The sequence below is a fragment of the Roseovarius sp. THAF27 genome (assembly GCF_009363655.1).
Classification (GTDB): domain Bacteria; phylum Pseudomonadota; class Alphaproteobacteria; order Rhodobacterales; family Rhodobacteraceae; genus Roseovarius.
The window spans coordinates 2,909,456-2,923,011 of record NZ_CP045393.1; the positions used below are offsets into that span (position 1 = coordinate 2,909,456).

Here is a 13,556-nt window from a genome sequence, read left to right on the forward strand (position 1 = left end):
CGACCTCATGTCTAGCAGCGAGGCGTAAACAAAAAGAGAACCTCACCCCGTGAACCGCACCTAAAGCGACAAGTTTATTTATTAAAATAATTATTTATAATCAATGTTTTATTCTTTCATTTACCAAATAACGGTAAAATTTTTTCATATTTTGATTGGAATCGCCTAGACTTTGCCACTCACGCCCTTGAAGTTCGCATCCAGTTGGCGGCACCGGAACGGCTCCGCCCCGGGAGGAAACTTTGAACGACACGCGACAAGGCAAGGACGAGGCCAAGACCGCAGAGACGTCACTCGCCAAGGCGATCCGTCTTCTGCCGGTGGTGGCAGAGCGCAACGCGACCGGGGTCACCCTGTCGACCGTCGCGCGCAAGGCCAATCTCAAGATAGCGACCGCGCGCCGGCTTCTTCAGGGGCTCGTCGACGGTGGGCTTCTCAGTTTCGACCCCTATTCCAAGATCTATACTCTCGGCATCGGCATATTCGATCTGGCAGGAGCACCCGGCTCACCGCGTCAGTTCGACTCGCTGCGGATGGAATTGCATCCCGCTCTCGCAGAAACCGCGACCCTGACCGGCGAGACGGCCTATCTCAGCGTACCTTTCGGGGATGAGGCGCTGTGCATCGACTCGGTCAACGCCGCCTACCCGCTCTCGGCCAATACGTTGCAGGTCGGTGCCCGGCGGCCGCTCGGCGTAGGGGCAGGCAGCGCGGCGATGCTGGCGGCTCTGCCGGAAGATGAATGCGACCGGCTGATCGCCTCCAATAGCGATGTCTACGGCCGCTATGGCGATCTGAACGTTTCCGAAGTCAGACGCATGGTTCGCCATTGGCGCGAGCACCGTTGGCTGGTCAACAACTCCATCATCATCCCCGAGGTCAGCGCCATCGCCGTGGCCGTATTCGACAGCACGGGTCAGCTGAGAGCCGGCTTGTCGGTCTCCGCGCTGAAGTCCCGGCTGGCACCCAAGCGCCGGACGGAAGTCGTCGAGGTTATGACACGTGCGCTCTCTCGGGCAGGTTTCAGGACGTAAGGCAGGCAAATCATGTACCCAATTCACTTCTTTCACCGCTCGGCAAGAGTCTGGCCTGATCATGTCGCGGTAGAGCATGGCGACGACGCCCTTACCTACGGTGAACTTCACGCGAAAGTGCAGGCGCTTGCCACAGGGCTGCAGCGGATGGATCCCGAATTCGGCAGCCGCGTCGGCATCTGCTGCTATAACACGATCGACCATCTGGTCTGCTGGCTGGCGGTTCTGGCGGCGGGCAAGGTCTGGGTCCCGCTGCAGCCGATGAACGCGACCGCCGAACTGGTCCGCGCCGTTGCCTTCACCCGCGCCAGCATCGTGATCGTCCAGAAGGACACCGCCGAAAAACTCATCGGGGCCGAGACCACTCTTCTTTATTCCAACCCCGAAGGCGGCGAAGGCACCACCGGCGCTCTTTACCGCAATCATGCAGAGCAAGCCCCGGCAGAAGCCGACCTGCCCTTGTCGGCCACGCAGGCGATCAAGTTCACAGGCGGCACCACCGGCCTGCCCAAGGGCGTGATGCAGCCCTACCGCGCCTGGAACACCAACATCGCCACGCAAGTCGCCGCCTGGTCGCTGGGCAAAGGCCAGCGTTACCTGGCAGCAGCCCCTATCACGCACGGCACCTCAACCTATATCCTGCCGACGCTTGCCACCGGCGGCACCCTGGTTCTGCTCGACCGGCCGCGTCCCGAGCAGACTCTCGACTTCCTGCAAAACGCCCGGATCACCACCACTTTCGTGCCACCCACCGTGCTTTACATGCTGATGGAACTCGAAAATGTCCGCAACGCCGACTATGCGCATCTCAAGAACCTGATCTACGGCGCCGGGCCGATGCGCCCCGACGCCATCGGCCGCGCGCAGGACATCTTCGGCCTCTGCCTTGCTTCCACCTACGGCCAGACCGAGGCGCCCCAGATCGCCACCATGATCTCGGCCGAAGAGCTCAAGGACCCCGCCAAGCGTGCTTCGGTGGGACGAGAGACCTTTCTCAGCCGGGTCGAGATCATGGACGACAAGGGCAATCTCCTGCCCGCAGGAGAAACCGGCGAAATCGTCATTCGCGGCGACCTGCTGATGACAGGTTACTGGGACCAGCCCGACATCACCGCAAAGACTCTGATCGATGGCTGGCTCCACACCGGCGATCTCGGCCAGAAGGACGAGGAGGGCTATCTCTTCATCCGCGGCCGCGCCAAGGAGATGATCATCACCGGCGGCTTCAACGTCTACCCGGCCGATGTCGAGACCATCATGGGCGAACATCCCGAGATCATCGACTGCGCCGTCTACGGCGTGCCCGACGACAAGTGGGGCGAGGCGGTGCACGCCGCAGTGCAGGTGCGTGACGCGAACGCCGTCAGCGGTGACGAGATCATCGCCTTCATCCGCGAACGTCTTGGCCCGGTCCAGACGCCCAAATCCGTCAATTTCCGTGACAGCCTGCCGCGCAACGCGATCGGCAAGCTGCAGAAAAACCAACTCGCCGAAGAGCACGCCGCCGCGCGGGCCGACGAACTTCAGAAAGGCTGACCCATGTCCAAACCAGCGCCCACGACATCGCTGTGCCGCTATACCGACACCGAGATCTTCTATCGCAACCACAACCTCGTGGACGAGCTTCTGACCGATGACAGCGATTTCGTCACCGTGATGATGCAACACATCCTGAACCGCCCGGTCAGCCCCAGCCAGAAGCGGGTGATGAACGCGATCCTGATCGTCATGATGGAACACGGGCTGACACCCAGCGCCATCACCACCCGGTCGATCTACATGTCCGCGCCCGAGAACCTGCAAGGCGCCGTCGCGGCCGGCCTTCTGGCCGTCGGCAGCCAGTTCGTGGGCACGATCGAGAATAACGCCCGCCTGCTGTCGGAGCTGGTCGATCTGGACGCCGACGCCCAGGCCGTCCGCGCCGCCGAGATCGTGCGCGAACATCGCGCCCGCAAGGCTCACCTGCCCGGCTTCGGCCACCACTTGCACAAACCCGACGACCCCCGCGCGCTCAAGCTGCTGGAGATCGGGGAGAAAGAATCCGACAACCCCCGCTATCTGCGCGCGTTGAAAGCCCTCTCGGCCGCAGTCGACTCGGAATTCGACCGCCACATCACGATCAACGCCACCGGCGCAACTGCCGCCCTTCTAGGTGACATGGACATCCCCGTGAACCTGATGCGCGGGTTCGCCGTCATTTCCCGTGCCGCGGGCCTTGTCGCGCATATCGCCGAAGAGCAACAGAAACCCTCCGGTCGCTTCATCTGGGAGACGATCGACAAGGCCATGCCGTTCGAGGAGTGATTCATGAGTGATTTCGCCATCGTCACGGGCGGCGCGCGCGGTATCGGCGCGGCGATTGCCGAACGGCTCAAGGCCGATGGTCTGCGCGTCGCCGTGGTGGACCGTATCGCGCCCGAACACGAGCACGCCGACGAGGTGCTGGAACTGGACCTGTCGGATGTCGAGACCACCCGCACCGCGCTGGCGAAATTCTGCGACGGCCGCCGCGTGACGCGGCTGGTGAACAATGCCGGCATTGTCGAGCCGGCAGACGTGGAAGGGACCGACCCTTATTCCATCGACAAGGTCGCGGCCGTAAACCTGCGCGCACCGCTCGTCTGCCTGCAAGCCGCCCTGCCTTCGATGAAGGACGCGCGGCTGGGCCGGGTCGTCAACATCTCCAGCCGCGTGGCCCTGGGCAAGGAGTTGCGCACTGCCTATTCGGCCACCAAGGCCGGTCTGCACGGCATGACCAAGACCTGGGCGTTGGAACTGGGCCGGCACGGCATCACCGTCAACGCGCTCGGCCCCGGCCCCATCGCCACCGAGCTGTTCAACAAGGTGAACCCGCCCGGCGACTCGCGCACCGAGAAAATCATCGCGACGGTGCCCATGAAACGCACCGGAACGCCCGAGGACGTGGCCGACGCCGTGTCGTTCTTCTGTTCGGAAAGAGCGGGGTTCGTGACCGGACAGGTCCTCTACGTCTGCGGAGGCATGACGATCGGATCCGTCTGAAGACCATCCGGACACAAGGAAAGACAAGACTTTTCATCAAAGGAGGAGACCAAGATGAAACTCAATCGCAGAACCCTGATCGGTGCCGTCAGCGCCACCGCCATGCTGGCCTTTGGCGGCTCGGCCATGGCGCAGGATTATCCCACCAAGCGCATCACCATCATCGTCCCCTACAGCGCCGGCGGCGCCACCGACATCCTGGCCCGCCAGGTGGCCGACGGCCTCGCGCAGGTGCTGGACGAAACCGTGACGGTCGAAAATCGCCCCGGGGCTGGCGCCACGCTGGGCACCACTCAGGCGGCAAATGCCCGCCCCGACGGCTATACGCTCTTCATGGGGCAGGTTTCGTCGCACGGCATCGCGCCGGCGGTCTACAAGAACCTGCAATACGATCCGGTCGAGGATTTCGCACCGGTCAAGCTGATCATGTCGATCCCCAACGTCATGGTCGTCAACACGGACAGCCCCTACCAGACCGCGCAGGATTTCCTCGACGCCGCCAAGTCCGAGAACATGACCTTCGGGTCGTCGGGCGTGGGCAGCTCGATCCACCTTTCGGGCGAAATGTTCAAGGCTCGCACCGGCGCCGACATGACCCACGTGCCGTTCCGCGGCAGCGGCGAGGCCGTGCCCGCCCTGCTCTCGGGCGACGTGGACGTGATGTTCGACAACCTGCCCTCGGCCATGCCGCATATCCAGTCGGGCGCTCTGCGCGCGCTGGCGGTGACCACGCCGGAACGCTCCGATCAGCTTGAGGACGTGCCCACGCTGGACGAGCTGGACATCGCCGAACTGGACGGTTTCGCGGCCCGCTCGTGGTTTGGCATCCTTGCCCCGGCCGGGACCGACGAGGCCGTCGTGGCCACGCTGTCCGAGGCGCTGGACGAGGTCATCACCAGCGACAGCTTCAAGAAGTTCGCCGACACCCGCGGCGCCAGCATCGAGGGCGGCAGCTCCGAAGACTTCGCCAAGTATATCGAGGGCGAACTCTCCAGCTGGAAAACCGTCGTGGACGAGGCCGGCGTCACGGTCGAATAATTCAGCCTTCATATTACATGGTGGCGGCCCCTACGAGGGGCCGTCACGCCAATCGGGCGGCACGGGAGGAGGGCCAGCCATGAGCGACACCAGATCAGACACCGACGCTCGCCGGGGACGCCGCCGCGAAATCGTCTTCGCGGCTCTCACGCTTCTGGCGTCGGCGCTTTTCGCCTTCGTCGTGATCCCCGCCGGGGTGACGACACCCGCCTCGGTCAAGCACCTGCCGCTTTCGCCTGCCTTCCTACCCTATGTTCTGACCGCCGGTGTGGGCCTTTTCGCCCTGATCCACCTGCTCGAGGCGGTCTTTGCCGCCCATATCCCCGGCGAGGATGAAGCCTCGCTCGGAACGCACCCGCGCTGGAAAAGCCGCGTGCTTATGCTCGTCGGCCTGCTTCTGGTCTACCTGATGCTGCCCGACCGGTTGGGGATGCCCCTGACGGCCATGCTGGTCACCATCGCCCTGATGGCCATTGGCGGCGAACGCCGCCCGCTCATCCTTCTTGGCGTCGGTATCGGTGTGCCGGTGCTGGTCTATCTCTTTTTCGCCCATGTCGCGCAGGTGCCTCTGCCGATGGGCCTCTTCGAAGACTGGATGTGATCCATGCTTGAGAATATCGCAACCGGCTTCGAGATGTTCTTCACCCTGGGCAACCTTCTGGCGATCACCGCCGGCGTCTGCCTGGGCGTCACCGTGGGCGCGATCCCCGGCCTGACCGCGACCATGGCCGTGGCCCTCGCCCTGCCCTTCACCTTCAACCTCGATCCGGTCACCGGCATCCTGCTTCTGGTGGGCGTCTACAAGGGCGGCGTCTTCGGCGGCTCGATCACCGCCATCCTGATCCGCGCCCCCGGCACACCGGCAGCGGCCTGTACGCTGCTCGACGGCTACCCGCTGGCGCAGAAGGGCCAGGCAGGCAAGGCGCTCAACATGGCGCTCTACGCGTCCTGCATCGCCGACTTCCTGTCGAACCTCTCGCTGATCTTCTTCGCCAGCCTCATCGCGGGCCTCGCGCTCGCCTTTGGCCCTCCCGAATATTTCTGGCTGATCTGCTTCTCGCTGACCGTGGTGATCTCGATCTCCGGCTCGTCCCTGACCAAGGGCCTGATCTCGGGCCTCTTGGGCCTTCTGACCTCCACCATCGGGCTCGACCTGGTCTATGGCACGCAGCGCTTCACCTTCGACAATTTCAACCTGATGGGCGGCGTCAGCTACATCCCCCTGCTGATCGGCCTCTTCGCCCTGCCCGAGGTGATCGATTTCTACGTGCGCAAGGTCGCGCCCTTCACCGTCAAGACCGCCGACAAGAGCCGCGTCAGCCTGGCCGAGCTGAAATCCAGCCTCGTCACCATCATCCGCGGCAGCTTCATCGGCGTCATCATCGGGACAATCCCGGGCGCCGGCGCCACCGCCGCCGCCTTCCTCTCCTACGGCGAGGCGCGCCGCACCTCGAAGTCGCCCGAGACCTTCGGCAAGGGCAATATCGAAGGCGTCGCCGCCTCCGAGGCGGGCAACAATGGCGTCGCCGGCGCCACGCTGATCCCATTGCTGGCGCTCGGCATCCCGGGCGACGTGGTGACGGCGGTGATCCTCGGCGCCTTCATGCTCCAGGGCCTCACCCCCGGCCCGCTGATGTTCCAGGACAACATCACCATCATCTACGCCATCTTCATCGGCATCATGCTCAGCTCCGTCGTGCTCCTTGGCTCGGGCAAACTGGCGATCCGCTACTTCGCCCGCATCGCCGACATCCCGCGCCACATCCTTTTGCCCATCGTCCTGATGTTCTGCGTCTTCGGCAGCTACGCCGTGCAAAGCCAGATGTTCGATGTGGGCGTGATGCTGGCCTTCGGTGTGCTGGGCTACATCATGATGAAGATCGACATGGCCGCGGCCCCCTTCCTCATGGGTTTCATCCTGGGACCGCTTTTCGAGGACAACCTGCGCCGCTCCTTCCTCATTTCCGAGGATATCACCATCTTCTTCCGCAGCCCGATCTGCTGGATCTTCATCGTAATCACCATCCTGTCCGCCTTCGTCGGCATCCGCCGCGAGCTGCGCGCCACCCGCGCCAAGCGCGACGCCCTGCGCTCGGGGTCGGCATGACCGGCGTGTCGGATCCGGGCCTTCAGGGCCGCGTCGCGCTGGTGATCGGCGCCGGCTCCATCGCGTCGGGCATCGGCATCGGGCGGGCCATCGCCATCTGCCTAGCGCGCGAAGGCGCCCACGTGATCGCCGCCGACAACGACCTCGCATCGGCCCGCGAAACCGTGACCCACGTCACCGACGCGGGCGGCAGCGCCGAGGCCGCGACGGTCGACGTCCTCGACGACACCAGCGTCACCGCCCTGATCGCGGGGATCGAGGCCAGGTACGGCCGCCTCGACATCCTCCACTGCAACGTGGGCCTGGGCAAAAGCGGCCCGTCCGAGAACACCACGCCCGCCGACTGGCGCCGCATCAGCGACGCCAACCTCACCTCGCTGCACGTGGCCACTCAGGCCGCCATCCCGATGATGCGCGCCCAAGGCGGCGGGGTCATCACCGTCACCTCCTCGATCGCGTCGATCCGGCACGTGGGCTATCCCCACCTCGCCTATTCCGCCACCAAGGCCGGCGCCAACCAGTTCGCCCGCGCCCTGGCTGTGGAACTCGCGCCCGACAACATCCGCGTCAATTCCATCATCGCTGGTCTCATCGACACCCCCCGCATCGGCGTGACGCTGGCCAACAGCTACGGCGACCGGACCGAGGCGCAGATGCGCGCCGCCCGCGCCGCGCAATGCCCGCTGGGCCGCATGGGCAGCGCCTGGGACATCGCCGAGGCGGCGGTTTTCCTGGCCTCCGACAAGGCGGGCTACATCACCGGAACCGAACTCGTGGTCGACGGCGGCCTGTCGGCCAGCATCCGTCAGGCCGTCGATGGCTAGGGCGCCCGTGATACCCGGACGCGTCCGGGACATCCTCAACCCGGCTCTGGCGCTCTACCTGCTGGTCACCGGCGCCGCAGCCATCGTCGTTCCGGTGCCGGACACCCCCACCGTATTCGCCTTGCTGGCGCTCGCCCTGCTCAACCACCACGGCCTCAACCGTCCTGCGTGGATCATCGGGGGCCTGGTACTGGGACTGTTTCTCTGGGGCTGGGCCGGCGGCTGGATCGTGGCCACGGGCGGCCTCGGACGGATGACCTTTCTCGCCGCATTCCTCGTGGCACTCGGCCTGCTAAGCCGCGCCGCCTCCCGCGCACCCGACATCCGCAAGGCCGCCGCCGTGGTGGCGAACCGCCCGCGCGGCGCTCGCTATCTCTTCGTCACGCTTGGCACCCATATTTTCGGCATCTTCCTCAATTTCGGCGCCGCCAGCCTGATGGCCACGCTACTGGCACAAACCCGCGAGACGCTGGAAAAGCAGAACGCGGTCGAGGACCTCACCCTCTCGATGCTGCGCGGCTTCGGCGCCATGCCCATGTGGTCGCCGCTTGCACTCTCGACGATCATCACTCTGTCGATCCTGCCCGAGGTCGATTACTTCCAGATCCTGCCCTACGGCCTCGTCGCCGCACTTCTCTACCTCGGGGCGGGATATCTGGTGTCGCGCGGCCCGCGCACGACCCCGCCCTCCGACCAGCCGACCTTGGCACGCGCCATGCCGCCCCTGCCGGATCAGATGATCCTGCTGCGCGTCGGCGCCCGCGTCGCCCTGCTGGTTGCCGTAGCCTTCGGGCTGCACATGGCCGCAGACCTCTCGATGCCGGCCTCGGTGCTGCTGGCTGTGCTGGGCTTTTCGCTCGCCTGGTGGACGATCCAGGTCGCCGCGCGTCTGGCCCCCGGTCTGCACCGCGAACTGGGGGCAACCGCGCAATCGGGCGTCAACGAAATCGTCATCGTCTCCTGCGCAGGCTTTCTCGGCGCTGTCATCGCCTGGTTCGTCAGCAGTTTCGACGGCGCCCTGCCCACCCCACCCGACGCGCTGGTGCCCGCACTTATCGCCCTGGTGCCCGTAGGCATGGTGCTGGGCGGGCTCATGGCGCTCAACCCCATCGTGTCGGCCAGCATCCTTCTGGGCGTGCTGCACCCTCTGGTGCCCGAACCAGCCCTGATGTGGCTGGCGCTGGCCGCGATCATCGGCTGGGGCCTCACCGCGGCCTCCACACCCTTCACCGCCAACGTGCTGATCACCACCCGCATCATGCAGCTTGAAACGGCCCCGCTCCTGCGCCGCGGCAACCTGAAACTCACCGTGCTGACGCTGGCCGCGCTTGGCCTCTTCCTCGCCACCGCCACAGTCATCTCTCTACAAGGTTAGGACCAACATGACCCAGACAATGCAAGCCGTCTTCGCCACGCAGCCCGGCGGCCCCGAGGTTTTGCAAGCCCGCGACATTCCCATCCCCCGGCCCGGCCCGGGCGAAGTGCTGATCCGCGTCGCTGCCGCCGGCGTCAACCGGCCCGACCTGCGCCAGCGCCAGGGCGGCTATCCCCCGCCCCCCGGCGTGACCGAGGTACTGGGGCTGGAAGTAGCAGGCGAAGTCGTGTCCTGCGGCGACGACGTGCTGTCCTTTGCGGAGGGCGACAAGGTCGTGGCGCTGGTCGCGGGCGGCGGTTACGCCGAATATTGCGTCGCCCCCGCGCCTCAGGTCCTGCCCTGGCCCGCCGGTCTCTCGGCGGTCGAGGCCGCATCCCTGCCCGAAACCTATTTCACCGTCTGGACCAACCTCTTCCGCATCGGGCATCTGGCCGAGGGCGAAACCGTTCTGATCCACGGCGGCGCCAGCGGCATCGGCACCAGCGCGATCCAGATCGCGCGCGCCATGGGGGCCACCGTCTACGCCACCGCCGGCACCGACGAGAAATGCCAGGCCTGCCGCGACCTCGGCGCGACCGAGGCGATCAACTACAAAACCACATATTTCGAGCAGGAAATCGACCGCCTCACCGACGGCGGCGGCGTCGACGTCATCCTCGACATGATCTGCGCCGACTACCTCGACCGCAACCTCGCCTCCCTCGCCGTGTCGGGGCGGCTGGTCATCATCGCCTTCCTGGGCGGAGGCAAGACCGACATCGACATCGAGGGCATGATCCGCAAGCGCCAGACCCTCTGCGGCAGCACCCTGCGCCCGCAAACGCCGCAGGAAAAGGGCCTCATCGCCGCCGACCTGCTGGCGCAGGTCTGGCCTCTGCTGGAACAGGGCGCGATCAAGCCGGTGATCAATTCCGTCCATTCTCTCGCCCGCGCCGCCGACGCCCATGCAGAGCTCGAAGCCGGCGGGCACGTCGGCAAGATCGTTTTGTCGGTGACCGAATAGCTATTGCGCGCGCGGCGGCCCGCTCGTCGCGCGCACCATGATCTCGGGCGGGATCAGCGCCGCCACGTCCACCGCCTCTTCCGACGTGGTCAGCTGCACGATGGCCTCTGCCGCCCGCGCCCCGATTGTGCGCGCCGGGATGCGCACCGTGCTCAGCGACGGCTCGAACTCCTTCGAGCCCTTGAAGTCCCCGATCCCCGTCACCGTCACCTGCCCAGGCACATCGATCCCGGCGCGGCTCAACGCGTGCAGCGCGCCCCAGGCCAGCACATCGTTGCCGCAGATGATCGCCGTCGGCAGATTGCCCTCGGCAATCAGCGCCGCCACCGCGCTTTTCGCCGTCGCCACGCTGTAGGGCGCCACCAATTGCCACGCCTCGGGAATACTGCACCCCACCTCCGCCAGCGCATCCTTCACCCCGGCAAAGCGCAGGGACGCCCGATCATTGCCCTCCACCGGCGGGAACATCGCCGCCACCCGCCGGTGCCCCAACCCCGCCACGTGCCGCGCGATCAACGCCCCGGCAGCGTAATTGTCCGATCCCACGCAAGGAAACGGCGCGTTGGGCGAAAAACTCCACAACAGCAGCGTCGGCATCTCCTGTTGCGCCAGCAGGTCCAGCGTGTCCTGCGTATGCTCGATCCCGATCAGCGCCACGCCATCCACCCGATGCTCCAGCATCTTGCGCGTCAGACTGTATTCCCGGTCCAGGTTGAACCCGTGAGAGGCCAGCAGGATCGTGAAGCCCAACTCCTCCACCGCCTCGGAAAAACTCTGGATCATCTCGGCGAAAATCGCCTGGTCCACGGTAGGCACGATCAGCCCTATTGTGCCGCTGCGAATGCCGTGGATCGTCTGCGCCGCGCGGTTGCGGATATACCCCAGCCGCCGCACCGCGGCATCAATCTTTTTCCGTGTCGTGGCCTTCACCAAGTCCGGATGATTGAAGCTGCGCGACACCGTCGACGGCGACACGCGCGCCGCCTTTGCGACGGCAATGATATCGGCTTTTCTTTTCGCCTTATCAGCCACTTGATTTGCCTTTAGCCGCCAAAAATGAAAACATTTGCAATATTGTTTTCATCCCATACCCTTTCAGGTCAATCGCGACAAGCCAATGGGAGGATACGGCTTGGAGTTCCTGTTCTACTTCGGCGACGTGTTCACGCCGTTCAACTTCATGCTGCTTCTGATCGGCACCATCGGCGGGCTGATCCTGGGCGCCACGCCCGGCCTGTCGCCGACCATGGCCGTGGCCCTGCTGATTCCGTTCACGTTCAAGCTCGACGCCACGCAAGGCCTGATCCTGCTGGGCGCCGCCTACACCTCGACCGTCGCGGGCGGCGCGGTCAGCGCCATCCTGCTCAAGATCCCCGGCGCGCCCGCCAACATCGCCACCACGCTCGACGGGCACACCATGGCTAAAAACGGCCAGGGCGCGCGGGCGCTGCAACTGTCGTTCATCTCCTCGGCCATCGGGGGCGTTTTCGGCGTGCTGTTGCTCATCTTCCTCACGCCCGTGCTGGCCGAATGGGCGCTGGCCTTCGGTCCGTCGCACCTCTTCTGGCTGGCCATCCTCGGCGTCACGGTCATCGGCTCGCTCGATTCCAGCTCCGTGGTCAAGGGGCTGCTTTCGGGCTGCATCGGGCTCTGGCTCGCCACCATAGGCTTCGACGACGTCATGGGCGCGCAGCGCTTCATCTTCCATTCCAGCGTGTCCGGCGGCATCAACATCATCCCCGCCCTCATCGGCCTTTTCGCCATTCCGCAGGTCATCACCATGTTCGCCAAGGGCCGGCACCAACACGACGCCGAGGTGCTCAAGGTCGAGAAAAGCCCCATCATGGACTCGATCCGCGAGGTCTTCCGCCGCTCGCGCGCGCTCAGCATCGGCACCCTCACCGGCTCGTTCATCGGCCTCATCCCCGGCGTCGGCGGCCAGATCGCGGGGCTCGTGGCCTATGACCAGGCCCGCAAGACCAGCCCCGAGCGCAAGAAATTCGGCACCGGCCACAGCGAGGGCGTGATCGCCGCCGAAAGCGCCAACAACGCCATGGTCGGCCCGTCGCTGGTGCCGCTGCTGACGCTCTCGATCCCCGGCTCGCCCACCGCCGCGGTGCTTCTGGGCGGCCTCTTGATACACGGCATCTTCCCGGGCAGCGACCTGTTCGAGAACTATCCCGATGTCGCCTGGACGTTCATCAACTCCATGCTGATCGGCCAGATCCTGATGTGCGTCTTCGGCCTCTACGTGGCCGGTCTGGCGGCCCGCGTGGCCCAGGTGCCCAACGCGGTCATGGCCGCCGTGGTGCTGGCCCTCGCCGTCTTCGGCAGCTACTCGGTGCAGACCTCGATGGGCGATGTCTACATCATGGCCGCCCTGGGCACCGGCATGTATTTCCTCGAACGTTTCGGCTTCTCCGCCGCGCCTCTGGTCCTGGGCCTCATTCTCGGCCCCATTGCCGAGGCGAATTTCGTGCAGGGCGCAATGATCGCCAACGCGACCTCCAGCATGGGCACCTATTTCTTCACCGGCGTGCTGAACCTTACGCTGATCGGCATCGTCGTAGCCTCCATCGCCTACTCGGTCTGGATGGAACTGCGCCAGCGCCGCTATCTCAGCAAGGAAGACACGCTCGAACAACAGGAGCGGACCACGTGACCGATCGCCCCCGCACCCAGCACATCCTCGCCAGTGGTCTGGTCGCCCTTGTCGGCATCTGGGTCGCTTGGCTCAGCTTCACCGGCACGCCCGCCCGCGCCTTTCTGTTTCCCCGCATCATCTCGGTCGTGTTCGTGGCTTTGGCCCTCTGGACCTTCGGCAAGGCGCTCCTGGGCAAGACCCGCGTCGGTCCAGGCCTCAGCGTCATCGCCGTGCGCAACATCCTGCCCGGCATCGTGGTGTTGCTGATCTATGTCTTCTGGGCCGCGCCCACGCTGGGCTTTTACACCGCGTCCACCATCGCCTTTTTCATCCTGCTGTCCTTTTACGATCCCGCCCCCCACGGCGAGATCCGCACATGGGTCAAACGGGTGCTGATCACGGCCGGTTTCCTGGCCGTGATGTACGGTCTCTTCGCACTGCTGCTGGGTGTCTTCACCCCGCGAGAGATCCTTTTCTGAAAACCAAGAAGCGAAAGACAACTTTCCAAGG

13 protein-coding genes are annotated in these 13,556 nt (G+C 65.1%); 12 read left to right on the forward strand and 1 reads right to left on the reverse strand.

All coding sequences use genetic code 11. The annotated features are described in order from the left end of the window. Positions 1–242: 242 nt before the first annotated feature. From FIU89_RS14615 to FIU89_RS14660, 10 genes are all read left to right on the forward strand, one after another. Entirely contained in the window at positions 243–1,034 is a 792-nt protein-coding gene (locus tag FIU89_RS14615) for an IclR family transcriptional regulator (protein ID WP_152493277.1), read from the forward strand. Positions 1,035–1,046: 12 nt separating this feature from the next. Next, positions 1,047–2,570: a class I adenylate-forming enzyme family protein gene (locus FIU89_RS14620; RefSeq protein ID WP_152493278.1), complete on the forward strand. Its 1,524-nt coding sequence runs from the start codon at positions 1,047–1,049 to the stop codon at positions 2,568–2,570. A gap of 3 nt (positions 2,571–2,573) precedes the next feature. Next, on the forward strand, positions 2,574–3,338 hold the full coding sequence (locus FIU89_RS14625; protein WP_152493279.1) for a citryl-CoA lyase: 765 nt from the start codon (positions 2,574–2,576) through the stop codon (positions 3,336–3,338). A gap of 3 nt (positions 3,339–3,341) precedes the next feature. Further along, positions 3,342–4,055, forward strand: a complete 714-nt coding sequence (locus FIU89_RS14630; RefSeq protein ID WP_152493280.1) for an SDR family NAD(P)-dependent oxidoreductase — start codon at positions 3,342–3,344, stop codon at positions 4,053–4,055. A gap of 54 nt (positions 4,056–4,109) precedes the next feature. Then, entirely contained in the window at positions 4,110–5,093 is a 984-nt protein-coding gene (locus tag FIU89_RS14635; protein ID WP_152493281.1) for a tripartite tricarboxylate transporter substrate binding protein, read from the forward strand. Positions 5,094–5,172: 79 nt separating this feature from the next. Next, a complete protein-coding gene (locus FIU89_RS14640; protein WP_152493282.1) occupies positions 5,173–5,694 on the forward strand; it encodes a tripartite tricarboxylate transporter TctB family protein in 522 nt (173 codons plus the stop codon). Positions 5,695–5,697: 3 nt separating this feature from the next. Further along, the gene (locus tag FIU89_RS14645; protein ID WP_057794833.1) at positions 5,698–7,200 is read left to right on the forward strand and encodes a tripartite tricarboxylate transporter permease; all 1,503 of its coding nucleotides are present in this window, start codon (positions 5,698–5,700) and stop codon (positions 7,198–7,200) included. Then, positions 7,197–8,024, forward strand: coding sequence for an SDR family NAD(P)-dependent oxidoreductase (locus tag FIU89_RS14650; protein WP_152493283.1), 828 nt, complete (start codon positions 7,197–7,199; stop codon positions 8,022–8,024). Before FIU89_RS14645 ends, FIU89_RS14650 begins: the two co-directional genes overlap by 4 nt. A gap of 7 nt (positions 8,025–8,031) precedes the next feature. Then, positions 8,032–9,399, forward strand: coding sequence for a hypothetical protein (locus FIU89_RS14655; RefSeq protein ID WP_152493284.1), 1,368 nt, complete (start codon positions 8,032–8,034; stop codon positions 9,397–9,399). A 7-nt stretch (positions 9,400–9,406) separates the two neighbouring features. Then, positions 9,407–10,402 carry an NAD(P)H-quinone oxidoreductase gene (locus tag FIU89_RS14660; protein WP_216647023.1) on the forward strand — a complete coding sequence of 332 codons (996 nt, stop codon included), beginning with the start codon at positions 9,407–9,409 and terminating at the stop codon, positions 10,400–10,402. Here the strand turns inward: FIU89_RS14660 and FIU89_RS14665 are convergent, their stop codons facing one another. Then, positions 10,403–11,434 carry a LacI family DNA-binding transcriptional regulator gene (locus tag FIU89_RS14665; RefSeq protein ID WP_152493285.1) on the reverse strand — a complete coding sequence of 344 codons (1,032 nt, stop codon included), beginning with the start codon at positions 11,432–11,434 and terminating at the stop codon, positions 10,403–10,405. Between the two features lie 100 nt (positions 11,435–11,534). Here FIU89_RS14665 and FIU89_RS14670 point away from each other — a divergent pair, with 100 nt between their 5' ends. Continuing rightward, a complete protein-coding gene (locus tag FIU89_RS14670) occupies positions 11,535–13,064 on the forward strand; it encodes a tripartite tricarboxylate transporter permease (RefSeq protein ID WP_152493286.1) in 1,530 nt (509 codons plus the stop codon). Further along, entirely contained in the window at positions 13,061–13,525 is a 465-nt protein-coding gene (locus tag FIU89_RS14675; protein ID WP_152493287.1) for a tripartite tricarboxylate transporter TctB family protein, read from the forward strand. Before FIU89_RS14670 ends, FIU89_RS14675 begins: the two co-directional genes overlap by 4 nt. The last annotated feature ends 31 nt before the right edge of the window (positions 13,526–13,556 follow it).